The organism is Paenibacillus sp. S28, assembly GCF_016624415.1.
In the GTDB taxonomy this organism is placed as follows: Bacteria; Bacillota; Bacilli; order Paenibacillales; family Paenibacillaceae; genus Paenibacillus_AQ; species Paenibacillus_AQ favisporus.
Genome location: NZ_JACVTM010000002.1, coordinates 160,236 through 184,711 on the forward strand (window position 1 = coordinate 160,236; position 24,476 = coordinate 184,711).

The window sequence follows — 24,476 nt, forward strand, 5'->3', positions numbered from 1 at the left end:
AGCGATAAGGAGTGAGGAAGGTTGGGTCAGCGCAAATTTGCGGTTACCCCCGGCTTCGGGGTCGGGGGGACCGTGTTCTCCCCGAAACAGCTAGCAGCGATCGGCGGCATTGCCGACAGAGTCGTCGACGTGGAAATGACCGGCTTCAAACAGCTGTACGTGACGGCAGAAGAAGAACGTCTGGCAGATGTTCAGGAGGAACTCAGGGCCGCCGGGCTTCAAATTCACCCGGCGGGTTTTGTGACCAAGAGCCTGATCGCTTGCCAATTTTGCCGCGGAGCGGAAGAGGCCGGTTTGGATGTGGCGAGAGCTCTGGATCTGGCGATCGCGGGCATAGCGGTACCGAGTCCGCTGAGGATCGGGTACGCCGGCTGCGCACTCGGAACCAGCGAACCGCTGCTGAAGGATATCGCCGTTGTCAAGATGAAAGACAGCTACGATCTCTATGTCGGAGGTGAGCCGAAAGGGATCAAGGCCGAATTGGCCAAGCTGCTCTTGACGGGGCTTCAGGCGGAACAGCTGATTCCGGCCGTTACCCGGCTCATTGCCCAGTTTCAGGAGCATGGAAAAAGGAAGGAGTCCTACCGCCGCTTTGTCCAGCGGTTTACCCTCGAGAAGCTGCGCGAAGCCGCAGAGGGCGCCGCCGGGGAAACATCCTCGCAAGCAAGGCAGGCCTAAAGGGGCAGCATTTTCTTTTATACGTACAGGCACAGATGGGCCTTCGCCCACATAGAATGAACAGACCGCAGCCTAACAGCAGGAAGCAGCAGCCATGTTTTCGCGGTGCCCAGTCATTCAGCAGGAGGTGTCATCTTTGCCCGGACTTTTCAGCTTTATCGCCCTTTTCATTAAAGAATTAACGCTGCTGGTATCGTACGTCAAAAACAACGCCTTTCCGCAGCCGCTGACAGAGAAAGAGGAAAGTAAGTACCTTCAATTGATGGCGGAAGGAGACGCCCACGCCCGCAATATGCTGATCGAGCATAATCTGCGGCTGGTGGCGCACATTGTGAAAAAATTCGATAATACCGGCGAGGATCTGGAGGATCTGATCTCGATCGGTACCATCGGGCTCATCAAAGCTATTGAGAGCTTTCAGGCAAATAAAGGCACGAAGCTGGCCACGTTCGCAGCCCGCTGCATCGAAAATGAGATCCTGATGCATTTGCGTTCCTTGAAGAAAACGAGGAAGGACGTTTCCCTGCACGATCCGATCGGAACGGATAAAGAGGGAAATGAAATCACGTTGATTGATATTTTGGGCAGTGAGGCGGACGACGTGGCCGACATGGTCCAGCTCAAGATTGAGAAGAGCAAAATCTACCGGAACCTGGACATTCTCGATGAGCGCGAGCAGGAGGTCATCAAAGGCCGCTTCGGCCTGGAGCACGGCGGTGAAGAACGGACGCAGCGCGAAATCGCCAGGGAGCTGGGCATCAGCCGCAGCTACGTGTCGCGGATCGAGAAGCGTGCCCTGATGAAGCTGTACCATGAATTTTATAAATCCAAGCAATAGCTTTCAGCGCAGGAAACACCGATGCTTTTGTCTAATTGACATAGGAAGCAGTGAGTTTGAGTAGATAAAGTAATGATTAATAGTCCGAAGGCTCGTGGCGTTTAACGTCACGGGCCTTTTTCTTTTTCTCGCCGATGGTCTTTAATGACTCCATAATCCAGTATCAAAAAGTATCCTACCTTACAAAAATGATCGGACCATACAAAAAAGTGCGTACTATTCAGGCGTAGTGGAACTTGATAATCTTACATATAGAACGATCGATCCAGATTTCGCCGAGCGGTACGGTCGTTTAAATCACAGGTGAGGTGCGAAGGTATGCAGAAATATTAGCTTACTTTGAAAGATAAGAACGTCACTGTCCATAGAGATAGGAGTAGGAGGGGATTTATATTGACTAGACAACATAAGCTTCTGACTTTGAATTTATTTTTATTGACTTTTGTCCTGGGAACCAGTGAATTTGTGATGGTCGGATTGTTAACCGAAGTGGCCTCGGATATGAAGATCGCCATATCGATCGCAGGCTCCTTGGTGTCGGCCTTTGCCCTGTCTTTTGCCATCGGTACCCCGATCTTCACGGCGTTATTCAGCCGATTCTCCAAGCGCCCGCTCATCCTTGCTTTGATCGGCGTATTTATTATCGGGAATATGATCACGGCGATATCCGGATCCTACGGTTTGCTTCTGTTTTCCAGAGTGATTACCGCCGTGGTTACTGGCGTCCTGATTGCACTTGCGATGGCTGTGGCCAGTGAAGCGCTGCCACCGGAAAAAAGAGGGCCTGTGATCTCGATCATCTTTACGGGCTTCACCGTGGCCAGCGTTCTTGGCGTCCCCCTTGGAACTTTCATCGGGCAATGGGGCGGGTGGCACATGTCTTACTGGTTTACCACACTATTGGGGATTGTTTCACTGATAGTAAGCTTTGCAACGATTCCCAGGGGACTGAAGGGGGCGCGGAGTTCACTCAAAAACCAACTTCGATTATTTACCTATCCCAGAATTGTGCTTGCTTTCTTTATTCCTGCATTTAGCATTGCGGCAACTTATAGCGTCTATACGTATTTAGCTCCTATGCTCCAGGATGTGCTTTTTGTACCGGCACGGTATATTAGCCTAGTCTTTTTGCTTTATGGTATCGTGTCCATCTTTAGCACTTTAATCGGGGGGAAGCTGGCTGTCGGTGGCGGGATGGGAAAAATTTGCTATATTTTCCTGGCCCAGGCTGTCATTCTCGCGTCGCTTTATGTATCTTCCGGCTCGCTTGCCGGGGGGCTCGTCAGCATCTCATTGATCGCCCTCGCAGTATACCTTATGAACTCGACAATGCAGCTGTATTTCATGAATTGGGCCGATCGGCACGTTCCTGAGGCCAAAGACTTGGCTTCCTCCTTAACTTCCGTATCCATCAATGTCGGGATCGCGATGGGATCCGCTTTGGGAGGTTTCGTCACGAAGAATATGGAGCTCATTGATCTTTCCTGGTCCGGGGGAATGATGGCTGTTTTAGCAGCCGTGCTGGCTTGGATCACCTATCGTTTAGATCGTGGAACACGCAGCGTATCTAGAGAGAAGAATGGGCTACGCACCAATACGAAGGAAGTTCGTGATCAGGTATTATAAGATGAAGAGGTACCCACGCAGGGTACCTCTGTTTTCCACATTCGAAGCGGCTGTTTAGGCATGCTTTTGGCTGGTGTAGGATACTTCATCGGGATAACTTTGGATATAGGTAGTGCCAAAATCGCATAACATCGTGAGCATGGGAGCAAATTGTTCGCCCAGCTCGGACAAGCCGTATTCCACTTTTGGTGGCGAAACCGGGTAAACCTTGCGTATAATGAGTCCGTCGTTTTCCAGCATCCGCAGCTGCATCGTAAGCATGCGTTGGGTCGCTTCGGGAAGCAGCCGCTGCAGCTGATTAAACCGTACCGGGCCATTAACTAATTCGTTTAATATGGATATCTTCCATTTACCGCTAACTAAGCTTAGTATAATTTCCGAGGTACAGCGATATGTTTTGTCTCTAAAGGTTATCATCTGTCGACACATCCCCTACAGAAGAATAGAAAAACCATCAGTTTTCCAGTTCAGTCAAATTATAGATCAGTCATTCCATATATTATGTTGAACCATGCCCCTTGTCAAGAACTTCTGGATCAACTAGTACATAAATTAATGAAGGTGGTCGTCAAGAGGTATGGCAAAAATACATTGGAAGTTTTCGCCGAGTGATTTTGTGCAGCGCACATGGATCAGTTGACTTTGTTTTTTTATATTGGCCAGGAAGCCCCTGCAGCCGAAAAAAGGCCTCTCTTACCGCTTGAAGTTCATTTCTTCAGAGCGGAAAGAGGGGCCTTTTGCGCTGCGTCTATACCTGCCAAATGCTGGACTGGCGGAAGATCGGTTCATACGGCAGCACGATTTTGACCGGCAGCGGGAAGGGATCCCCGGTGATCTGCAGGATCGTTCGCGCGGCCATGACGCCGATTTCAAACGTCGGAATATGAATGGTGGAGAGCGGAGGAACGGTGTAGCGTGACGGTTCGTTGTCGTCGAAGCCGACGACGGCGAAGTCCTGGGGCATGCGGTAGCCTTTCTCGGAAATGGCCCGCATGGCGGCCATCGCCATGATGTCACTGGCCGCGAAGACCGCCGTCGGGAGCTTACCCTGATGCTCCTCCAAAAAGGTCAGCATAAGGCGGTAGGCCCGGTCGGGCTCCCATTCGGCATTCAGCACATACTCCGGCTGAACCGGCAAGCCGGCCTGCTCCAGAGCCTGCTTGTACCCCCGGTACCTTTTCTCCCGGTCGAATTGGCCGGACAAGCCCGTACCTCCGATAAACATAATTTCGCGGTGGCCCTGTCCGGTCAAGTGCTTGACGGCAATCGACGCCGCTTCGACGCGGTCGTACGAAATGGTCGGGATGCTCGGATCGGAAACGTCGATTCCCACCACATGCGGAACGTGTTTTTTGAGATAGCTGTATAATTTGGGCTCAATGCCCTCGATCACGATTAAACCGTCGATTGAATCTTTGCCGGAGATTTGCTGCAAAATTTCATTTTTTTGCAAATCTTCTTGCGTGTAGGTAAAAGCGATCTGGTATCCGTGACGGGCCAGTTCCTTCTCAATTCCCTCAAAAATAACCGAAAAATAGGGATGGTAGCGCCGTCCCTGCATGGTGGATACGACGCATCCGATTTTTTTGACTGCGGCCTGGTCCTGGGGCGGCACCTTCGCCATGTATCCGAGCTCCTGCGCCGCGTCCCAGATCTTCCGCTTGGTCCCGCTGCTTGAGGATCGGTTCGAATCGTCGGCCAGTACGCGGGAAACGGTCGATATGGAGACGCCGACGCGTTCGGCAATATCTTTTAATGTGGGCATGTCATGACCTGCCTTTAATGTCAGATGAGGATTCTGCAAAACCTGTCTTTTGGATTGCTTACTCTATATGTTAAGTAAAATAAAATCACAGGTCAACTGAAAAACGATAATAATAATGTGCAAATTACAATAAAATTATTGCAAAATTCTTGCAAAAATTGATTGACTAACTTTTTCATCAGAGGTATGATTTTCATGAGATTGAGGTGATATAAGCAAAAAAGTAAAGGGAAAGGGGTTATGTCATTGCGATATTTCAAAAGTTTCTCTGTTTTTGCTCTAATTTGCATGTTTTTTTTGCTGATTGGTTGCGCAAAGAATGATGGCTCTGATGCTTCCGCCACCTCTGCCGGTTCAACAGGCAAAACCAAACTTGTGTTTTGGAGTCATCAGGAAGATGCCATTATGAACGCTTATAAAGCGCTGATCGCCAAGTATCAATCCCTGCATCCCGACATTGAGATCGCCTACCAAACTTTCCCTTACGACGTGTACAATCAGAAGCTCAAGGCATCCTTCTCCGCCAAAAACCCGCCCGATATCGCAGAAATGTTCGGTACCTGGGCACCGGAATATTCAAGAAACGGGGCGCTTGTGGAGATCCCGGAGGCCGAGCAGCTGCGGCAGGAGTATTACGAAGCCCCGCTCGGAGGATACACGTTGAACGACAAGCTGTATGGACTGCCGCTCGAGTTTAACATCGAGAACGGCGGAATGCTGATTCACCCGCAAATGCTGAAGGATCAGGGCATCGCGACCCCTCCGGCCACATGGGATGAACTGGTCGAAGACGCCAAGAAGCTGACGGTGCGGGATGCGAACGGCATCAAGGTGAAGGGATTCGATTTCGTCTCCAGCGACAACATCACCTTCACGTTCCTTTCCTTGATTCTGCAGCAAAACGGCAAGTATTGGGGCGATAACGACCATGTGAACTTTCAAACCCCTGAAGCACAAAAGGCGATGACCGCCTTAACCTCTTTGATCGCTACCGATAAAGTGGCGGACCTCACCACGTTTGGCGGTGAACTTGACACCTCAGACTACTTCTTTCAAGGCAGCTCGGCGATGACCTACCGGGGTCCATGGACGATTGCTGCAGGGCTGAATACATACAAGGTGAAAGACTTTGAGTATGTGCCCGTTCCTTCCTTTACGACGAATCCACCTTCTTATGCGGCCGAATCTGGCTGGGGCCTTGTAGCGTCTCAGAAGGGCAAGCATCAGGAAGCGGCCGTCGATTTTATCAAATTCATGTCATCCGACGAAAATCTGCTCGAGTGGAACCAGGGCACGTTTACGGTTCCGGCCAAAAAAGCGGTGGCGCAAAATCCCGATTACGTTAAAGCGAATCCTTATATGAAAACATCGCTGGATATTTTGGAGCTGGGTCAGTGGATCGGGCCCATTGCCGACCGGGACTTTTTCTTTAAAACGATCAATGATCATTTCCAATTGATGGCGACCGGCCAGGAATCGGTGGAAAGCGGTCTGCAGCAGATCGAAAAAACCATCAACGACAGTCAGGATCAACATAAATGATCGGAGTGGTGTTCGCATGAAGCATGATGCTGCAGCAAGCAGCAGTCCAGGGATCGTCCCCGGTACCCCGAACCGGAGAGAGGAGAAAGGAAGGGGCCGCTGGTTCATCTATTTATCGCTGGCGCCGATCCTGCTGCTATTCGGTGTATTCGCTTTCATTCCTATTGGATGGAGTTTGGGACTATCGGTATTTAAGTATAATCCGCTCAGCGCAAGCGCGCTGTTCGTCGGGGCGGACAATTATATCCGCATGCTGGGAGATTCCATTTTTATCAAGTCGCTGTGGGTCACCTTTAAGTTCGTCGTCATTGCCGTTGCGGTCAATATCCTTATCACCTTGATGTTTGCCGTCGCGATCCAGCGGATCCGTACGGGTTGGCTGCGGAACCTGATGCGCACCGTCTTTTTTCTGCCGACGATCGCGCCGCTGGCGGGAACGGCGATCGTATGGAGCACGATGTTCAATTATAGTCACGGTCTGTTTAATATCGTGCTGACCCAGCTCCACATGGCTCCCGTGCAGTGGCTGAGCGATCCTCATTATGCGCTGTACTCGGTAATTCTGATGACGCTGTGGGCCGATATCGGGTATAACATCGTGCTCTTTATCGCCGGTCTGGATTCCATTCCGGATATGTATTATGAAGCGGCCATTCTGGACGGGGCGAGTCGCTGGCATTCGTTCTGGCATGTGACGTTGCCGCTGCTCCGGCGCACGATGCTGTTTGTTTCGGTGACGACGGTCGTCTCCTATTTTCAGGCTTTCGCCCAATTCCAGATCATGACCAAGGGGGAGCCGTTTAACGAGACCCGGGTGCTGGCCCTCCATATTTATGAGCAGGCGTTCTCCAATTCCAACATGGGATATGCGTCCGCGATGGCCACGGTGTTTCTGATCATTATTTTACTGGTGACCCTGCTTCAGCTGAAGTGGGGGCGCACGGAGTGGGAGTACTGACAAGGGGGACTTTCAATGCACCGTAGGAATAGATGGTTCGACGGCATCGTCATGCTCGTGCTGATCGCAGCCGGATGCCTGATGCTGCTGCCGTATTTGTGGATGGTTTTGTCTTCTTTAAAAAGCAACATGGAAATCGTGTCCGGCTCGCATGCGCTTCTGCCGCAGCATCCCAGCCTGGAGGGGTACCGGACCGTCCTTGAAGACGCGCCGTTCGGAAGGTGGTTTTTGAACAGCGCGATGACGTCGGTTGTCATTACGGCCGCGACGTTATTTACGAGCGCCCTTGCGGGCTATATTTTCGCCAAGCATCAATTCAAGGGGCAGAAGCTGCTGTTCATCCTGATCTTGGCAACGATGATGATTCCGTTTCAGGTGGTCATGATTCCGACGTATCTGATTACGGCCAAACTGGGGCTGGTCAATCATTTGCTGGCGATTATCCTGCCCAATTTGGTCAGCTCCTACGGAGTGTTTCTGGCGAAGCAGTTCATCGAGGACATTCCCCAGGATCTGCTCGATGCCGCAAGGATCGACGGGGCGGGCGAGCTGCGGCTGATGGTCCGGATCATTGCGCCTCTGATTCTGCCGATGCTGTCGGCGCTTGGTATTTTTACGTTTATGAATGCCTGGAACAACTATTTATGGCCGCTCATTATTTTGAACGACGAGAGCAAAATGACCGTGCCGCTCGCCCTTGTTTATTTTAACGGAACCCATATGGTCAACTATAACGTCGTCATGTCGGCGGCTGTGCTCATCACCCTGCCGGTGATTGCGGTGTTCCTGATTTTCCAGAAGCAGTTTATTAAAGGACTTACGATGACAGGCATGAAATAAAAAGAGAAGAGACCATGAGGAGGAGAAACTACATGACTAAAATATCGATTATCGGCGCAGGCAGCGCCTTTACGCAGGACATCGCCACGGACATTTTACTGATTGAAGGCATTGAAGGCGGGACGATCGCTTTGGTGGATATCGACGCGGAGCGGCTGGAGATCGCCCGCAAGCTGGTCGAGAAAATCATTGAGCTGTCCGGCAAGCGCTGGAACGTTATCGCTTCGACCGATCGCAGGGAGGTCATCGGGGGCTCGCAGTTCGTCATCAACCAAATCGAAGTGGGCGGGCTGCAAACGGTCCGCTATGAGTACGAGATTCCGCTGAAATACGGGGTCAATCAATGCATCGGCGATACGCTGGGGCCGGGCGGACTGTTTAAAACGCTGCGCACGCTTCCGAGCTGGATGGACATCATCCGCGATGTGGAGGATTTGTGCCCGGATTCGACCATTCTGAACTATACGAATCCGATGTCGGCGGTGACCCTGCTGACGTCGCGGGTGACCTCCATTCCGGTCGTCGGCCTGTGCCATTCCATCCAGAATACGTCCCGGCAGTTAGCCAAATACGCCGGCGTACCTTACGAAGACATGCAGTGGCGGGCCGGAGGAATCAACCATATGTCCTGGTTTGTGGAGCTGACCCACGAGGGAAAAGATCTGTATCCTGTGCTCCGGGAAAAGATCCAGAATCCCGACCTGCTGAAAAAGGACCCTGTGCGCTTTGACGCCATGAAGTACCTGGGCGCTTTTGTCTCGGAGTCCAGCGGGCACTTTTCGGAGTACATTCCGTACTACCGCAAACGGCAGTCCTTAATCGACAAGCACTGCAGCACCGGGTATAATGGCGCGACAGGCTACTATGCGGATAACTGGCCGATCTGGCGCAAGGAAAACGACGAAAAAATCGTCAAGCAGCTGGAAGGCTCCCTCCCGATCGAGCTTGCGCCAAGCAATGAATACGCGGCTATCATTATTGAAGCGATGCTGAAAAATGAACCGAAGGTGATTTACGGAAACGTGCCGAACGAAGGGCTGATTCACAATCTTCCCGGGGACGGGATCGTCGAAGTAGCCTGCATGGTCGACCGCAATGGCGTCAATCCATGCCGCTTCGGCAGCCTGCCTGAGCATCTGGCCGCGCTGTGCCGGTCCAACATGGCGTTCTTTGACCTGGCCGTCGGCGCTGTGCTGAATAACGACAAGGAAATGGCCCGCCATGCCCTGATGGTCGATCCGCTGTCCGCCGCCGTCTGCTCGCTGGATGAGATCAGCGACATGTTTGAGGAGCTGTATGAAGCGGAGCGCGACTTCATACCGGTGCTGAAATGAGGAGAGCGGACAAGAATAAACCGATTGTCGTTGTGGCCGGTGAGCTGAACGTGGACATCATTATTTCAGGAACGGACGTGATCCCGGAATGGAACCGGGAGAAAATCGTCGACGGTTTTGACGTCGTTCTCGGCTCCTCTTCTGCGATTACCGCGAGCGCGCTGTCCAACCTCGGCCTGGACGTGCGGTTCGTCAGCGTGGTGGGGGCGGATGACTTCGGCCGCTTCTGCCTGGGCGAGCTGCAGCGGCTGGGGGTGAACACCGATCATGTAGCGGTGCTGCCGGAGGTCACAACGGGGGTTACCCTCTCGTTTACGACGCCTTCCGACCGCGGTTTGATCACGTATCCCGGAAGTATTCCGCTGTTGACGCCCGGCCATATTCCCGATGCTTTGATTCAGGAGGCGGATCATTTGCATTTTGGCTCCTACTATTTGCAGGACGGCATGCGGCCGCATTGGAAGGAGCTGTTCGGGAAGGCGCAGGACTTAGGGGTCAGCACATCTTTTGATACCGGATGGGACGTCCGTGGCCGGTGGGATGCTGCCGGGATCCGCGCACTGCTGGCCGTTACCGATTTGTTTATCCCCAGCGAGGAGGAGGTGCTGCATATTTTTGAGCAGGACAGCGTAGAAACGGTATTCGGCCAATTGGCGGCCGTTCCCGGTCTGATCGCCGTCAAACAAGGCTCAAAGGGTGCATCGCTCCGGTCTCCTGATGGTTCTGTCGTGTCGGCGCCCCCTTATCCGGTTACCCCCGTGGACACGACAGGAGCAGGCGATTGCTTCAATGCCGGATTGATTTGCGGTTTCCTCCAAGGCTTGACCGGCAGAGAGCTGCTTGAGTACGCCAATGCCTGCGGCGCGTTATCCACGCTGGGCGTGGGGGGAACCGGCCATTTGCCGACAGCGGCGGCGGTATCGGCCCTGCAGGGAAGGCGGTCGCTCCAGTAAGCGCCTCGGCGGTGGAAGCTCAGGCAAAGGTTCATGAGAGTCCGGGCAAAGGGGGTGATCGACACATTACATAGCAAGTCTAAATCGGATCCTTTTCATTTCAGTTCAAACTTTAATCATGGGAGTTGATATTTCGTGAAATTCGGTAAAACACTGATTGCAGGTATCAGTCTGGCTGTATTAGGGCTTGGAATCGGGTATACGGCGTCACAGACCGTCGAGGCTTCGGGCGCCGAGTACTACGTTGCTGTTAGCGGAAGCGATTCGAATGCGGGTACGAGCGCCGCACCGTGGAAAACGCTGCAGCATGCGGCGGACACAGCCGGCCCGGGAAGCACGGTCTATGTCCGGGGCGGGGTGTATAACCAAAAGCTGAAGATCACCAAGTCCGGTTCCGCGGACCAAGGGCCGATCACCTTTGCCAATTACAGCGGCGAGACGCCGGTTATTGACGGTACGGGACTTCCCGTAAGCGGAACGGAAGGCATCGTTGACCTAGCCGACGTCAACTATGTGACCATTCAAGGTTTCGAAATTCGCAATTATACGACGACTGCCAGCAACGTCATGCCCGTTGGGATTTATGTTCATGGCGCAGGCGGCAACATTACCCTGTCCAAAAACAAGATCCATGATATCAAAAACACGTCGACTCCTGCCGGCATCGACCTGCTGGGCCGGGATGCGCACGGCATCGCCGTGTACGGAACCAAGGCGCCGGAATCCATTCATGACGTGACGATCGACGGCAATGAGCTGTACAATCTGGTGGTGGGGTCCAGCGAAACGCTCGTTCTTAACGGAAATGTGGATACTTTTGCCGTGACGAACAATATCATTCACGACAACGACAACATCGGTATCGACGTGATCGGATTCGAAGGGAAGTCGCCGAACTCCGCCTACGACCAGGCACGAAACGGAATCATCAGCGGCAATAAAGTGTACAATATCACCTCCAATAACAATCCTTCCTACGGCAAAAAGCTTCCGAACAACAGTAATTCGGCGGACGGCATTTATGTCGATGGAGGCAAGGACAGCATCATCGAGCGTAACTACAGCTATAACAACGATATCGGGGTGGAAATCGCCTCCGAGCATGCCGGCAAGGCGACCAGCAACATTACGATCCGCAGCAACTTCATTTACAACAACCGTTTGACGGGCATCGCCATGGGCGGATACGACACAGATCGCGGCTCGACGGTAGGCTGCCACATCGTCAACAATACGCTGTACAAAAATGACACCATTGGCGACGGCAGCGGTCAGCTCTACGTGCAGTACGATACCCAGAACAACGTCATCCGTAACAACATTTTTGTGGCCAGTTCTACCGATGTGCTCATTTATAATGAATACACGAAAAATTCCGGCAACGTCGTGGATTACAATTTGTACTTCGCTCCCGGCGGAAGCTCGGATGCCAGCTGGACCTGGAAAAACAAAGAATACACCGGCTTTGCTGCTTATAAAAATGGAACGGGCAATGATGCCCATTCCGTATTCGCCGATCCACTCCTTGTGAACCCCGCTGCAGGCGATTTACACCTGAAGGCGGGATCGCCCGCCATTGATAAGGGCTTGACGGATTCGGATATCGGGTCGCTCGATATCGACGGGCAGCCCCGTGTTCAAGGGGCAGGCGTCAATATTGGCGCGGACGAATAACGTTCGTTCATCGTCATTGCAAGCCTAATTAGCAGCCCCCTTTCGCGGGGGGCTGCTTTTATTTTATGAGGAAAAGTCTAGTATTCAGCAAAGGTTTCGCATCCAGATCTTGAAACGATTTCCTGCTTGGCGGGGCTGATGTCGAAACGGACTTGTTCACCCGGTACTGCCCGAATGGTATAGTAGATATAACTCTCCTGCTGCTAGCTGAAGATGCGGGAATTCGATTACACTTTCAGGAACAGGAGTTGACTGTAATGAACATCGTCGTGCTGGACGGACATACGCTGAACCCAGGGGATTTAAGCTGGGACGAGCTGGGAAAGCTCGGTTCCGTGACGGTCTACGAGCGCACCCCCGCCGGGCTGATTCAGGAGCGGATCGGGAACGCCGAAATTGTGCTGACGAATAAAACCCAGCTGACGCGGGAGGTGCTGGAGGCGGCAGAGAACCTCCGCTACGTCGGCGTGCTTGCGACCGGCTACAATGTAGTTGACATTGAAGCCGCTGCTGCGCGCGGGATTACGGTGACGAATGTGCCGGCATACGGAACCGAGTCTGTGGCGCAGTTTGTGTTCGCGCTGCTGCTTGAGCTCTGCCACCAGATCGGGCGGCATGGGGACAGCGTACGCTCGGGAGATTGGGCGAAGGCGGTGGATTTCTCCTACACGCTGACTCCGCAAATCGAGCTCTGGGGGAAGACAATGGGGATCGTCGGCTATGGCCGGATCGGACGCCAGGTCGCGCGGCTGGCGGAGGCTTTCGGCGTGCGCGTACTGGTATCCGGCAGACCGGGGAAGGCGGACGGGGACGAAGACATCGGCGTCCGGCGTGTCCCGCTCGAGCAGCTGCTGGCCGAGTCGGACGTGGTGAGCCTGCATTGTCCGCTGACGGCGGAAACCGAGGGGCTCATCAACCGTGAACGCCTGGCGCTGATGAAGCCTTCGGCCTTCCTGATCAATACCGCCCGCGGCGGGCTGCTGCAGGAGCAGGATGTGGCCGATGCGCTGAACGAAGGCCGGCTTGCGGGCGCGGCCCTTGACGTGCTTGCGGCGGAGCCTCCCGCCGCAGACCATCCGCTTGTGCATGCCCCGCGCTGCATCATCACCCCGCATATGGCATGGGCGGCGGTGGAAGCGCGGGAGCGGCTGATGAGCATTGCTGCGGGCAACGTGGCCGCGTTTCTGGAAGGCCGGCCGGTGAACACGGTTGGGCCGCACTCCCGCTGAGAACGACGTACTGCTTTAAGGGGCATGGAGGCTCTATTGAATGTACGGGTTGAATCAGTGCATGGAAGGCATAAACATAGGGCAAGGAGAGACTACAAAAGGAGGATGGACCGCATGAAAATTGTGATCGCTCCGGATTCGTTCAAAGGCAGCATCCGTGCCGCCGACGCGGCGGCCGCCATTGACAGGGGCATAAGACGCGCACTGCCTGGCGCGGAAACGGTGCTTGTCCCCATGGCGGACGGCGGAGAGGGGACGCTGGACAGCTTGACCCGCTTTGGCGGTACCAAGGCCAAAGTGCAGGTATCCGATCCGCTGGGAAGGCCGGTCGACGCCGAGTACGGCCTCATCCACGGAGGATCCACCTGCGTGGTGGAGCTGGCCAGCGCGTCCGGGCTTGAGCTGATCGCCGCTGAGGAGCGGGACCCGCTGCATACGACGACGTACGGGACCGGCGAGGCGATCCGCCGCGCGCTCGATGCGGGCTGCCGCCAATTTATTATGGCGATCGGCGGCAGCGCCACAAACGACGGAGGCGCCGGCATCCTGCAGGCGCTTGGCGTGCGGCTGCTGGATGAGGCCGGGCAGCCGGTTGGACGCGGGGGCCTGGAGCTGCAGCGCGTGGCGGCGATCGACATGGGCGGAATCGATGCACGGCTTGCCGAATCGACCTTTGTGATCGCTTCCGACGTGCAGAACCCGCTGCTCGGCCCAAACGGCGCGTCCCATGTGTATGGCCCGCAGAAGGGCGCGACGCCCGAGATGGTCGCGGTGCTGGAACAGGGGATGCGCGTCTGGGCGGACCGCATCCTGGAGGCGACGGGCCTGCGCGTGCATGACCTGCCGGGAGCGGGCGCAGCCGGCGGCGTAGGAGCGGGGCTGCTCGCTTTTTTCAAAGCCGAGATGAGGAGCGGCATCGATCTCGTGATCGAGCATTCGGGATTCATGGCGCACCTGGAAGGCGCGGACCTCGTCATCACCGGCGAAGGCCGGATGGACGCGCAGACCGCTTCCGGCAAGACGCCGATGGGCGTCGCCAAGGAAGCGCGGCGGCACGGGGTTCCAGTCATCGCCCTGGCCGGATCGGTGGGGCCGGGGATCGAGCCGCTGTATGATGCGGGAATCCTCAGCGTGCACAGCATCGTGAACGGACCGATGGCGCTGGAGGAAGCGGTGGCCCGTGCCGGAGAGCTGCTGGAGATATCGGCTGAGCAGGTGATCCGGACTTTTGCCGGAATCGTCCGTGGGTAGAATTATGCCGTCAACGAATCGTCTTTTTAAAGGGCAATATCATAAAGACTATCGACGTACATGCCAAGAAGCCAGACCGCGTTTAGCGGAAAATTTTTTGCGAGATCAGGATGTTTAGCCCAGGAAGTTTATACTTTTGGATATAAAAAAAGCGGCAGTGTCCGGAAAGCCCGGCCAACTGCTGCTTTTTTCTGTGATGACCCCTTGATTTTGGTTTGTGTTATTTCTTCAGCGTCATATCCGTCAGCGGGCTGGACATCCGTTTCTTAATCTGCTCCAAAATGCGTTTGGAAACGGAAATGGTGCGGGGGTAAGCAAAATCATCGCGGAAGTGAAGGACGTTGCCTTCAAAGGAAGTAATTTTATTCACGTTGACATGGATGTTGGATGCGGCTCGGACAAAATTGGGCTGCGAGATCAAAGCGGAGATTTCCTGGCTGGTTAACCGTTTCTTGATAATATAGTTTCTGCCGTGGAAAATAACCTGTCCCTGACCGCCGACCTTAAAGAAAAACGCGTCCGTCACCGGATCAAATTGATGATATTCCTGCAGCACCTTGTCGGATGAAGTCATCTTACCAAAGCCCCCTTTTAGAAGATGATAAAGTGTTAGCGCTTTCATTCTACCACACTTTTTCGTCCTGCATAAGAGTAAATTTGTGAATTTTATGATTTTTTTTGTGAACTTGGACAAAAGCGCTCACGGTATTGACCAAATTTTCCATTACGGCCACAATGGTCATAGACGGCTGCGATATGCGCGGTCGCCCGCCAATGTCAAACCGAGAAAGGACGAATGCCTTTGAACTCAAGTCCTATAAAGATCACGGCGATTTCCGGAAGCCTCCGGAGACAATCGTCCAATACGAGCCTGATTCACGCCCTCTATCCGCTGGCGCCGGAAACGATGGAGATTTCGATATTTGAAGGCATCGGAGACCTTCCCCATTTTAACCCGGATTTGGATGGAGACGACCCGGCCCCTTCGGTGGCCCGGCTTCGTGACACGATCCGTCAGGCGGACGGTGTGATCATCAGCACCCCCGAATATGCCCATGGCGTGCCCGGCGTGCTGAAGAATGCGCTCGACTGGCTGGTATCGTCCGGAGAATTCGTCTACAAGCCCGTCGCTGTCGTCAGCGGATCGCCGATGGAAACCGGTGGAGAGAAGGCGCATGAGTCCCTTCAGATGACCCTTAGGATGATGACGGCTGACCTGGTGGAGGGCGGGTCTTTCACGGTACCTTTCCTCAATCAGAAGCTCCGGGGCGGAGAGATTAAGGATGAGGAGCTGAACGAGAGGCTGAAGGGCATGCTAGGGAAGCTGGAAGAGGCTGTACGAGAGGCAGCTGCAAATGGCATGAACGGGTTCAGGTAAGTTAGATAACCGGATTTCCTAATACAAAAGCCTGCAGCGCTCCAACTCTGAGATTTGGAGCGCGCAGGCTTTTTCGTGTTACCGTGTCGGAACTTCGGAAGCAATGAGCTTTCGCCGCCGGAGGGACAACCGTGCTTCAGGCATTTTCGATAATCGTGTTCAGCGTCGTGCGGTCGAGGCCTTTAACCAGCTTGGTCAGCAGCTCCTTGGCTGCATCGTAATCGTCGGTATGGATAATCGACGAAGACGTATGAATGTAGCGGGCACAAATGCCGATGACGGTAGACGGCACGCCGATTCCGCTCAAATGCACCTGCCCGGCGTCCGTGCCGCCAGGGGATACGAAATATTGATACTTAATGTTGTGGGTGTCCGCCGTATCCTGTACATATTCCACGAGTCCGCGGTGGGTGATCATCGTCGGGTCGAATATGCGCAGCAGCGCTCCCTGTCCGATATGCCCAAAGGCACTCTTGTCGCCGGTCATATCGTTGGCTGCGCTCGCATCCAGCGCGAAGAAAATATCCGGCTGGATGAGGTTGGCCGACGTGCGCGCGCCGCGCAGTCCCAGCTCTTCCTGAACCGTTGCGCCGCAGTACAGCGTATTCGGCAGCTTCTCCTGGTGGAGCGCCTCCAGCAGTTCGATCGCAAGGCCGACCCCGTAGCGGTTGTCCCAGGCTTTGGCCATGATTTTCTTCGGATTGGCCAGCGGCGTGAATTCGCAGACCGGCAGCACCTGAAGCCCCGGGCGGATGCCGAAGGATTCGGCTTCCTCGCGATTATCCGCACCGATGTCGATGTACATGGCTTTGATGTCCACCGGTTTGCTGCGCTGCGATTCGTCCAGCAGGTGGGTCGGCGTCGATCCGACGACCCCGAATACCGGACCGTTAGGCGTGATGATTTGCAGCCGCTGGGAGAGCACGGCTTGGCTCCACCAGCCGCCGAGCGGCTGAAAGCGCACCATTCCGGCTTCGGTAATGCCGGTGACCAGGAAACCGACCTCGTCAAAATGGCCGGCCACCATGACTTTCGGGCCGTTCTCATCCCCGTGGAGAACGCCGAACAGACTGCCGAGGCGATCCTGTACGAACTCGTTCGTGAACGGGGTCACCGCCTCCTTGAAATATGCGCGCAGGTCTTTTTCAAATCCGGAAGCCGCGGGGAATTCCGTCAGCTTGCGGAACATATCTTTTGTTTTTTGATCCATCGTACCTTATCTCCTTTATTATGAATGTGGTTATGTATTTAGATTGAACCAAAGTTTTGCATTGAACTTCCTGTTATTACGGCCTATAGAGGCCAATAATATTCATTTCTTTAGTTCATTCTATGCAGTTGACTTCAATCCTTAGTATGAACCCACTTGATCCGAATGTCCACGTCCGGCGGGCAGAAGCACAAATGGCGAACCTGATGAATAGGATATCCTGGACGGATGCCCTGAAGTCAGCCGGAAGGAGCCTGGTTATGGAACCGATACACATGGATCGCCGCCAAGAAAACATCCTGATCCTCGTATTGTTGATTTTGCTGGTCATCGTGCTTCTCTTCTTATTATAATCTGCCTGCCATGGATAGCCCTCATTAAACAGCCGCCAGGTTTCAAATATTAGCGCCCGGCTGCCTGGCGCTGTTTGCTGCCCACCTCCGCATAACATACATAACTCTCCTGCAAATGACAAATAATGAAAAGGAATGATGAATAGGAGGTGCCTGTAATGCCTGCCAATACGAAGAACAGGGGAACCGGATTCAAGATCGATTCCTTGACGCCCGAGGAATATAAATCGATCAGCAAAAAGCATTCTCCTTCACGCAGCACATTCAAAAACTGCGTAAGTGCTTTTGTGGTCGGCGGCCTGATCTGCCTGATCGGACAAGCGATTCAGCGGGCGTTCATGAGCTGGTTTGACATGACGGTCAAAGAAGCGGGCAATCCGACCGTTGCGGTGCTCATTATTATATCGGTCATCCTGACCAGCTTTGGCGTGTACGACAAAATCGCACAATGGGCCGGAGCGGGCACGGCGGTACCGGTTACGGGTTTCGCCAACTCCATGTGCTCGGCGGCACTTGAGCATAAAGCGGAAGGCTACGTCCTTGGTGTAGGGGCCAACATGTTCAAGCTCGCCGGCTCCGTGATCGTGTTTGGAACCGTCGCCGCCTTCGTCGTGGGACTCGTATACGCCATCTTCGGCATCCAGGGAGTGCATCAGCCATGAAGCTGACCGGCCAGACCTGGGAGTTTGACACCCGGCCTGTTCTGATCGGAAGCGCCGCCGTCGTCGGTCCTGATGAGGGACAAGGCCCGCTGTCTCCTGATTTCGATTATGTGTACGACAATCTCGAAATCAATGAGAAAACCTGGGAGAAAGCGGAGCGGAGGCTGCTGGAGCAGGCCGCCCAGCTTGCCGTCATCAAGTCGGGCCTGGACAAGGAACAGATCCAGTTCTATGTTGGCGGGGATCTGATGAACCAGATCATCAGCAGCACGTTCTCCGCCCGCAAGCTTGGCGTGCCATACCTGGGCGTATTCGGGGCCTGCTCGACGTCCATGGAAAGCCTAGCGATTTCCGCCCTGATGGTCGACACGGGGGCCGCGGAACGGGTGATGGCCGGAACGGGCAGCCATAACTGCACGGCCGAAAAGCAGTTCCGGTATCCGACCGAATACGGCTCGCAGAAGCCGCCGACCGCCCAATACACGGTCACCGGGGCGGGCTGCGGCGTCATCGCCAAAGGCGGACAGGGCCAAGCCGGCCCGAGAATCGCCCGGGCGACCATCGGCAGGATCATGGACCTTGGGGTCAAAGATCCGTTCAATATGGGCGCCGCGATGGCGCCGGCCGCTGCCGATACGATCGCCGCGCATTTCCGGGATACGGGGCTGTCTCCCGATTATTATGACTTGATTGTGACCGGCGATCTCGCTTCGGTCGGTCTGCCGATTGCGAAGGAGCTGCTGGAGAAGGAAGGCTACCAGATGGACGAGACGAAATTCGGCGATTGCGGGCTCATGATTTATAACCGTGAGAAGCAGAAGGCCGTCCTGGCCGGAGGAAGCGGCTGCGGCTGCTCGGCGGCGGTGACCTACGGCCATTTGGTCAAACGGATGTTGCAACGCGAATTACATAAAGTGCTGGTCGTGGCGACCGGCTCGCTGCACTCCCCCTTGTCGGTTCAGCAGGGAGAGAGCATTCCGTGCATCGCCCACGCCGTAGCGCTGGAAATGGAGGATTAACGAATGCAGTTTTTATGGGCGTTTATTATCGGCGGTCTGATTTGTGTCATCGGCCAGCTCATGATGGACTTGTTCAAGATGACGCCGGCGCATACGATGAGCACGCTGGTGGTGGCGGGAGCGGTGGCTGACGGTCTCGGCTGGTACGATCCCCTCGTCAAATTTGCCGGTGCCGGCGCTTCCGTTCCCATCACCAGCTTCGGCAGCTCGCTTGTTCACGGAGCGCTGTCGGAGCTTCAGAGGGACGGCTGGATCGGGGTTGTGACAGGCATCTTCGAGGTCACCAGCGCGGGGATATCGGCGGCGATCATCTTTTCGTTTATCGCCGCGCTGTTCGTCCGTCCCCGCGGGTAATTCCACCAATCCGCCGTTTGCATTTCCTTGCTTGAGCTGAAAATGGTTTGCCCGAATAAACACCCCGGAATTGTGTATTCCGGGGTGTTTTGCCGTTCATTTCGGCGGGTATGTGGGGGTATACGACGATTTTAGGAAATGTGCCCAATATACTTTCTGTTCTTCCTTCATGTACAATGTAAAATATATACTTATATGTATCCAGCTATTTTACGATGTTATCGATTTACCAGTGAACGCATCTGCGAGCATGTTCATTGATTACGAATTCTAGGAGGAACTGATATGCCCGTACGCAGCGAATTTCTTCACATTATTGCAGCAGTAAGATCTAATCTCGAATCTTGCATATTGGGAAAATCATTTGAAATACAGCTCCTTCTAACTGCTCTGCTGGCCGAAGGGCATGTTTTGATCGAAGATGTACCCGGAACGGGGAAGACGCAGCTCATCAAGGCGCTCGCCCGGTCCATGAGCGGCGATTACCGGCGTGTCCAGTGCAACCCGGACATTCTGCCGAGCGATATTACCGGTGTTTCCGTATTTCATCCGCGCGAGGAGCGGTTCTACTTCCGTCCGGGTCCGGTGATGACCAACATTCTTTTGGCTGACGAAATTAACCGGGCCACGACGAAGACCCAGTCGGCCCTGCTTGAGGTCATGGAAGAGCGCAACGTGACGGTGGACGGCGAAACGTATGAGCTTCCCCGTCCGTTTATGCTGTGCGCCACCCAGAATCCGATCGACTTTGAAGGCACTTACATGCTGCCCGAAGCGCAGCTTGACCGTTTTATGATGAAGATCAGCCTCGGCTACCCCGACGCGGCCACGGAAAAAAGCCTGCTGTACCAGCACAAGCAGGGCCAGCCGGTCGACCGGCTGACTCCGGTGACCAACATGGAACAGATCGCGGAGATGCAGCATGAAATCCGCAGCATTTATATCGACGAGGCGGTGACGGACTATCTGCTGAGCATCGTACGCCGTACCCGGGAGCATGCCTCCGTCCTGCTCGGAGCCAGCCCGCGCGCTTCCCTGTCGTTCCTGAACGCGGTTAAGGCGTTTGCTTTCCTGCAGCAGCGGGAGTACGTCCTTCCGGACGATATTAAGACGCTCGCTCCTTATGTTCTCGCCCACCGAATCATCCTTCGTCCGGAGTCCCGGCTGGACAACGTCAGTCCGGAATCCGTGCTGAAAAACATCCTTCAGCAGGTGCATGTGCCTGTAGCGATGGAGCGATAAATGATGACAAGGCTGTTAACCGGTATCCGATCCGGACTCAAAACCCCGAGGTATTGGGCCGTACTGCTCGTATGGGTCGCCAGCCTGTTCTATGTTCTGTTTCAGGGGGGCAAGACGTCCCTGATGCTGTTTGTCATGATCAGCGTCATCGTGCTGTATTTGATCGTGCTTGGCATCAGCGGCGTCCGGCTGACGCGGGGAACGCGTCAGCTGTCCACCGAAAGGGGACAAGGCACCGTGCTTCACGCCGGCGAGCAGATCAAGGTCAGGCTCCATTTTTCGATTCCGGGATTTCTGCCGATGCCCTATATCATTATCCGTGAAGTCATGAAGCGGCATAACGGAGATTCCTGGTCGTTTGAGGAAAGCGTCATTCCCAATTACAGAGGCGGCGGTACGCTGGTGTTCCAGACGCCGCCGCTGGAGCGGGGAAGATATTATTTTACGGAGACGGAATGTGTCAGTGAGGATATTTTCGGCTTTATCGAGCATAAAGGCCGTTTTCATGTGCCCGGCCAGTTTCGCGTGATGCCCCGAACCGTGTTTATCCCCACATGGAAGCTGTTCGACCGGAATTCCCCGCTTGCGGGGCCGCAAACCGCCTCGGCAGCTTCGCGCAAAGAGACGACCCAGATTAACGGCGTCCGCGATTATGTGTACGGGGACCGGATCTCCCGGATTCACTGGAACGCTACGGCAAAGACCGGACAGTGGAAATCCAAGGAATTCGAGTACGATTCCGTTCCGAAAACGATGCTTTTGCTGGACGCCACGAAGGCTCACTACAGCTCCGACGCGCAGTTTGAGCTGGCTGTTTCCACAGCGGCTTCCCTGCTCGAGTATGGCGGGCGCGGCAGAATGAACATGGGCCTCGCAACCCTCGGCGACGCATTCAAATTGTTTCCGCCAAGCAGCGTGCAGGGAGACCGCCAGCGGATGATGCATCACCTGGTGGACCTGTCCGCCGACGGATACGGTAAGCTGCTCCCGAAGCTGGAGCAGAACGCACGGTTTCTCCCGGCAGGGGCCTTCCTCGTTTTCATTTCACCGGCCAGCGGCCAGCAGGTGCTCGACATTCTGCGCTGGGCCGAGACCCGGGGCATGAGCTCTTCGCACATCCGGATCAGCTCCGGGCGAGAAAAGGGCGTAGAAGGCTGGGGAGCGATGCTCGCTTCTCGCGGAACCTTTGCGTGCAGCATTCAATCGCTGAGTGAGCTGCCGGCCGTATTAGGGGGTGGAAGGGTTTGATCAACTGGCTGTATTCGCTGCGCACTTCGTTTTTCCGCACCTTATCCTTGGTGTGGTTGTGGATTATGGCGCTGCAGTGGATTTACTTTATGAACAACATTTGGTACAGCGAGACGACAGCCATCGTCATCATCAGCGTTACGGTCATCACGGCGATCGAAATCTTGCTGCCAATCAAAAGCATTTACCGGTACGTGCTGGAAGGCATCGCCGTGCTGTACATCATTCACCGGGAGATGATCGCGTACTGGATTTACTTTCCGGCAGGAAGCCTGCCGAACCGGATTCAGCAGTTTACGGGCAACGCGCTGCCGTACATCGGTTTTGCTGTAGGCGCTTGGATTCTGCTGCTGCTCAGTGCCAAGCTGGTCAACAATCAGCGCAGAATCCTCGTGTTCACAGGCATGCTGATCGTGGCGTTCTCCATACTGGATTCTTTCACCGTGTACGATTTATGGAAGGAAGTCGCCTGGACGGTGTTTGCGGCGCTCGGCTGGCTGGTCAGCGAGCACTTCCGCCGCTTCCAGCAGAAATACCCGCATGGCTGGCGCTATCTTCGCCAGTACCCGCTAAAAATGCTGCTGAACGTGGCGGTCATTTTTTCGCTCGTGTTTTCGGTCGGCGTCAACATGCCGGAAGTGCCGCCGTCCCTGACCGATCCCTACACGGCTTGGGTCGTCCAAGGTGAGACGGCTGCCACGGCTGGCGTTGACGGGGATCCGGCTGACTCGGTGCTGCGGACTTCCTCGGGATACAGCCGCAACGACACCAAGCTTGGCGGCGGGTTCAATTTTGACTACACGCCGGTGATGGAAATCAGCTCGGACCAGCGAAGCTATTGGCGCGGGGAGACCCGCAGGCTGTATACAGGCAGCGGCTGGGGGGACGAGCGCAATTCCGGCAGGGAGACCGATGAGGTGACGGCGGATACGAAGCTTTCCGGTGATGGACCAACCGCCGGCGATTCGATGACGGTAAGACAGACGGTTACGATGCTGAGCGACAATCAGTACCCCGTTTTGTTTGGTGCGTATAACCTGTCCAAAGTAGAGCTTATCGATGACGGGAAAAATACAGGCAGCCTCCGCTGGAACAGTTCCCAGTCGGAGCTTCGCTGGACCGCCGAGTCAAAGCGGGACCGTTATCCGAAAACCTACACGGTGGTGTCCGAGGTTCCGGTCGTTTCGGAGGATGAAATCCGTCAGAAGTCGTTCGCCGACCTGTACGGCTCCCAAGGGACCGAGGATGCCTATCTGCAGGTGCCGAACGATTTTCCGAAGCGGGCCCGCGACCTTGCGGAAGAAGTGACGGCTTCCGGAGCAACGCCTTATGAAAAAATCGGTCTGCTTCAAAACTATTTAACAACGAATTACACATATACAAACGAGCCCGACTTGTCCAAAAAGGTCAGCGACGATTTCGTGGACAGCTTCCTGTTTGAGATCAAGGAAGGATACTGCGATTATTTCTCGACTTCGATGGTGATGATGGCCCGTTCCCTCGGCATCCCGGCGCGGTGGGTCAAAGGGTACGCTCCCGGCCAGGTGCAGGGAAGCACCGCCGACGTGCAGGTCCAAGGTGTGCAGGGCACCTCGGACTCCGGCGTGTATACGGTGACCAATGCCGATGCGCATTCGTGGGCCGAGGTCTATTTCGGGCCGTACGGCTGGATTCCGGTGGAAGCAACCCCCGGCTTCAGCATGCCGCTGCTCACGCATGACGCCCAGGCGCAAGATCCGGCCGAGCCGGAGAAACAGCCGGAAGTGGAGGAAGACCAGCCTGAGCAGGCGCCGCAACAGGCAGCGCAGAGCCAGGATCGCGGACCAGTGGTGCAAATCGTATACGGCGCTTCCCTCCTCATCATCGCAGCATTTGCAGTGTATGTGCTGTGGCGGAATCGGCTCCAGCTCCGGTTCGGATGGCTCCGGCTTCGTACGGGACAAAAGCTGTCTCCCGACCAGAAGGTCATCGTCATGACCGAACGGTGGATCAAGCAGCTGCGCCGGAGAGGACTCAAACGCGGCGCGGACGAAACGCTCCGGGAGTCGGTCAGCCGCTGGGAAGGACGGTCCCCGGCGCTCGGATCCTTCCTGGAGCCGCTGCTGCAGCTGTTCGAGAAGGCGCGCTACAGCCCTTCATCGGTGTCGGAATCGGAATGGAGAAGCGTCCATGCCCATGCGAAGGAATTGAAAGCTGCAATGAAAAAGATACCGAAGAATGCAGCGTGATGGACTTTTTAGAAGGCGCCCTCCGGGCGTTTTCTTTTTTGTTTCGCCCGAACATAAGTTTTTTACTAACTACGCAGATTATGGTATAGTTTGT

At 54.9% G+C, this 24,476-nt stretch carries 22 protein-coding genes; 18 read left to right on the forward strand and 4 right to left on the reverse strand.

Annotation, left to right across the window (positions count from 1 at the left end):
* The first annotated feature begins 21 nt into the window (after positions 1-21).
* The 3 genes from IAE55_RS05100 (at position 22) to IAE55_RS05110 (ending at position 3,142) form a co-directional block, all read left to right on the forward strand.
* Positions 22-678, forward strand: coding sequence for a nitrite reductase (locus tag IAE55_RS05100; RefSeq protein ID WP_200631311.1), 657 nt, complete (start codon positions 22-24; stop codon positions 676-678).
* 136 nt (positions 679-814) lie between these two features.
* The gene (gene sigK, locus IAE55_RS05105) at positions 815-1,516 is read left to right on the forward strand and encodes an RNA polymerase sporulation sigma factor SigK (RefSeq protein WP_076169711.1); all 702 of its coding nucleotides are present in this window, start codon (positions 815-817) and stop codon (positions 1,514-1,516) included.
* Positions 1,517-1,909: 393 nt separating this feature from the next.
* Positions 1,910-3,142: an MFS transporter gene (locus IAE55_RS05110; RefSeq protein ID WP_200631313.1), complete on the forward strand. Its 1,233-nt coding sequence runs from the start codon at positions 1,910-1,912 to the stop codon at positions 3,140-3,142.
* 54 nt (positions 3,143-3,196) lie between these two features.
* On the opposite strand, the gene IAE55_RS05115 is transcribed toward IAE55_RS05110, so the two are convergent.
* Together IAE55_RS05115 and IAE55_RS05120 are read right to left on the reverse strand one after the other, a co-directional pair.
* Positions 3,197-3,559 (reverse strand): winged helix-turn-helix transcriptional regulator, encoded by a 363-nt coding sequence (locus IAE55_RS05115; RefSeq protein WP_105444454.1) that lies wholly within the window; start codon positions 3,557-3,559, stop codon positions 3,197-3,199.
* A 331-nt stretch (positions 3,560-3,890) separates the two neighbouring features.
* The gene (locus IAE55_RS05120; RefSeq protein WP_089548270.1) at positions 3,891-4,907 is read right to left on the reverse strand and encodes a LacI family DNA-binding transcriptional regulator; all 1,017 of its coding nucleotides are present in this window, start codon (positions 4,905-4,907) and stop codon (positions 3,891-3,893) included.
* Positions 4,908-5,312: 405 nt separating this feature from the next.
* Between IAE55_RS05120 and IAE55_RS05125 the strand changes: the two genes are divergently transcribed.
* From IAE55_RS05125 to IAE55_RS05160, 8 genes are all read left to right on the forward strand, one after another.
* Positions 5,313-6,449, forward strand: a complete 1,137-nt coding sequence (locus tag IAE55_RS05125) for an ABC transporter substrate-binding protein (RefSeq protein WP_200631315.1) — start codon at positions 5,313-5,315, stop codon at positions 6,447-6,449.
* Positions 6,450-6,465: 16 nt separating this feature from the next.
* Positions 6,466-7,407, forward strand: coding sequence for a carbohydrate ABC transporter permease (locus IAE55_RS05130; RefSeq protein ID WP_200631317.1), 942 nt, complete (start codon positions 6,466-6,468; stop codon positions 7,405-7,407).
* Between the two features lie 15 nt (positions 7,408-7,422).
* Positions 7,423-8,247, forward strand: a complete 825-nt coding sequence (locus IAE55_RS05135; RefSeq protein WP_200631319.1) for a carbohydrate ABC transporter permease — start codon at positions 7,423-7,425, stop codon at positions 8,245-8,247.
* Positions 8,248-8,279: 32 nt separating this feature from the next.
* Positions 8,280-9,581, forward strand: a complete 1,302-nt coding sequence (gene melA / locus IAE55_RS05140) for an alpha-galactosidase (protein WP_105444457.1) — start codon at positions 8,280-8,282, stop codon at positions 9,579-9,581.
* Positions 9,578-10,534 (forward strand): carbohydrate kinase family protein, encoded by a 957-nt coding sequence (locus IAE55_RS05145; protein WP_200631321.1) that lies wholly within the window; start codon positions 9,578-9,580, stop codon positions 10,532-10,534. Before melA ends, IAE55_RS05145 begins: the two co-directional genes overlap by 4 nt.
* Before the next feature lie 135 nt (positions 10,535-10,669).
* Positions 10,670-12,208: a right-handed parallel beta-helix repeat-containing protein gene (locus tag IAE55_RS05150; RefSeq protein ID WP_200631323.1), complete on the forward strand. Its 1,539-nt coding sequence runs from the start codon at positions 10,670-10,672 to the stop codon at positions 12,206-12,208.
* A gap of 257 nt (positions 12,209-12,465) precedes the next feature.
* Positions 12,466-13,437, forward strand: coding sequence for a D-2-hydroxyacid dehydrogenase (locus tag IAE55_RS05155; protein WP_200631324.1), 972 nt, complete (start codon positions 12,466-12,468; stop codon positions 13,435-13,437).
* 114 nt (positions 13,438-13,551) lie between these two features.
* The gene (locus IAE55_RS05160) at positions 13,552-14,688 is read left to right on the forward strand and encodes a glycerate kinase (protein ID WP_200631325.1); all 1,137 of its coding nucleotides are present in this window, start codon (positions 13,552-13,554) and stop codon (positions 14,686-14,688) included.
* 220 nt (positions 14,689-14,908) lie between these two features.
* Here IAE55_RS05160 and IAE55_RS05165 read toward each other — a convergent pair whose 3' ends face one another.
* Positions 14,909-15,262 (reverse strand): LytTR family transcriptional regulator DNA-binding domain-containing protein, encoded by a 354-nt coding sequence (locus IAE55_RS05165; RefSeq protein WP_076169723.1) that lies wholly within the window; start codon positions 15,260-15,262, stop codon positions 14,909-14,911.
* Positions 15,263-15,484: 222 nt separating this feature from the next.
* On the opposite strand from IAE55_RS05165, the gene IAE55_RS05170 reads away from it, so the two are divergent.
* On the forward strand, positions 15,485-16,066 hold the full coding sequence (locus IAE55_RS05170; RefSeq protein WP_145157943.1) for an NADPH-dependent FMN reductase: 582 nt from the start codon (positions 15,485-15,487) through the stop codon (positions 16,064-16,066).
* A gap of 136 nt (positions 16,067-16,202) precedes the next feature.
* Here the strand turns inward: IAE55_RS05170 and IAE55_RS05175 are convergent, their stop codons facing one another.
* The gene (locus IAE55_RS05175) at positions 16,203-17,276 is read right to left on the reverse strand and encodes a M42 family metallopeptidase (protein ID WP_145023442.1); all 1,074 of its coding nucleotides are present in this window, start codon (positions 17,274-17,276) and stop codon (positions 16,203-16,205) included.
* Positions 17,277-17,787: 511 nt separating this feature from the next.
* Between IAE55_RS05175 and spoVAC the strand changes: the two genes are divergently transcribed.
* From spoVAC to IAE55_RS05205, 6 genes are all read left to right on the forward strand, one after another.
* The gene (gene spoVAC / locus IAE55_RS05180) at positions 17,788-18,291 is read left to right on the forward strand and encodes a stage V sporulation protein AC (RefSeq protein WP_076169727.1); all 504 of its coding nucleotides are present in this window, start codon (positions 17,788-17,790) and stop codon (positions 18,289-18,291) included.
* On the forward strand, positions 18,288-19,310 hold the full coding sequence (spoVAD, locus tag IAE55_RS05185) for a stage V sporulation protein AD (protein WP_105444465.1): 1,023 nt from the start codon (positions 18,288-18,290) through the stop codon (positions 19,308-19,310). The genes spoVAC and spoVAD overlap by 4 nt, the downstream gene beginning before the upstream one ends.
* A gap of 3 nt (positions 19,311-19,313) precedes the next feature.
* Positions 19,314-19,664: a stage V sporulation protein AE gene (spoVAE, locus tag IAE55_RS05190; RefSeq protein ID WP_076169729.1), complete on the forward strand. Its 351-nt coding sequence runs from the start codon at positions 19,314-19,316 to the stop codon at positions 19,662-19,664.
* Positions 19,665-19,949: 285 nt separating this feature from the next.
* A complete protein-coding gene (locus tag IAE55_RS05195) occupies positions 19,950-20,906 on the forward strand; it encodes an AAA family ATPase (RefSeq protein ID WP_076169730.1) in 957 nt (318 codons plus the stop codon).
* A gap of 3 nt (positions 20,907-20,909) precedes the next feature.
* Positions 20,910-22,154: a DUF58 domain-containing protein gene (locus IAE55_RS05200; protein WP_186381893.1), complete on the forward strand. Its 1,245-nt coding sequence runs from the start codon at positions 20,910-20,912 to the stop codon at positions 22,152-22,154.
* Positions 22,151-24,382, forward strand: a complete 2,232-nt coding sequence (locus IAE55_RS05205; protein WP_145157946.1) for a transglutaminase TgpA family protein — start codon at positions 22,151-22,153, stop codon at positions 24,380-24,382. The genes IAE55_RS05200 and IAE55_RS05205 overlap by 4 nt, the downstream gene beginning before the upstream one ends.
* Positions 24,383-24,476 lie beyond the last annotated feature (94 nt).

What these genes read in the sequence shown, in the direction of transcription:
- IAE55_RS05115 (WP_105444454.1), bottom strand. Translation starts at nt 3,559, where the DNA reads ATGATAACCTTTAGAGACAAAACATATCGCTGTACCTCGGAAATTATA.
- IAE55_RS05120 (WP_089548270.1), bottom strand. Translation starts at nt 4,907, where the DNA reads ATGCCCACATTAAAAGATATTGCCGAACGCGTCGGCGTCTCCATATCG.
- IAE55_RS05125 (WP_200631315.1), top strand. Translation starts at nt 5,313, where the DNA reads ATGAACGCTTATAAAGCGCTGATCGCCAAGTATCAATCCCTGCATCCC.
- IAE55_RS05130 (WP_200631317.1), top strand. Translation starts at nt 6,466, where the DNA reads ATGAAGCATGATGCTGCAGCAAGCAGCAGTCCAGGGATCGTCCCCGGT.
- IAE55_RS05135 (WP_200631319.1), top strand. Translation starts at nt 7,423, where the DNA reads ATGCACCGTAGGAATAGATGGTTCGACGGCATCGTCATGCTCGTGCTG.
- melA (WP_105444457.1), top strand. Translation starts at nt 8,280, where the DNA reads ATGACTAAAATATCGATTATCGGCGCAGGCAGCGCCTTTACGCAGGAC.
- IAE55_RS05145 (WP_200631321.1), top strand. Translation starts at nt 9,578, where the DNA reads ATGAGGAGAGCGGACAAGAATAAACCGATTGTCGTTGTGGCCGGTGAG.
- IAE55_RS05155 (WP_200631324.1), top strand. Translation starts at nt 12,466, where the DNA reads ATGAACATCGTCGTGCTGGACGGACATACGCTGAACCCAGGGGATTTA.
- IAE55_RS05160 (WP_200631325.1), top strand. Translation starts at nt 13,552, where the DNA reads ATGAAAATTGTGATCGCTCCGGATTCGTTCAAAGGCAGCATCCGTGCC.
- IAE55_RS05165 (WP_076169723.1), bottom strand. Translation starts at nt 15,262, where the DNA reads ATGACTTCATCCGACAAGGTGCTGCAGGAATATCATCAATTTGATCCG.
- IAE55_RS05170 (WP_145157943.1), top strand. Translation starts at nt 15,485, where the DNA reads ATGCCTTTGAACTCAAGTCCTATAAAGATCACGGCGATTTCCGGAAGC.
- IAE55_RS05175 (WP_145023442.1), bottom strand. Translation starts at nt 17,276, where the DNA reads ATGGATCAAAAAACAAAAGATATGTTCCGCAAGCTGACGGAATTCCCC.
- spoVAC (WP_076169727.1), top strand. Translation starts at nt 17,788, where the DNA reads ATGCCTGCCAATACGAAGAACAGGGGAACCGGATTCAAGATCGATTCC.
- spoVAD (WP_105444465.1), top strand. Translation starts at nt 18,288, where the DNA reads ATGAAGCTGACCGGCCAGACCTGGGAGTTTGACACCCGGCCTGTTCTG.
- spoVAE (WP_076169729.1), top strand. Translation starts at nt 19,314, where the DNA reads ATGCAGTTTTTATGGGCGTTTATTATCGGCGGTCTGATTTGTGTCATC.
- IAE55_RS05195 (WP_076169730.1), top strand. Translation starts at nt 19,950, where the DNA reads ATGCCCGTACGCAGCGAATTTCTTCACATTATTGCAGCAGTAAGATCT.
- IAE55_RS05200 (WP_186381893.1), top strand. Translation starts at nt 20,910, where the DNA reads ATGACAAGGCTGTTAACCGGTATCCGATCCGGACTCAAAACCCCGAGG.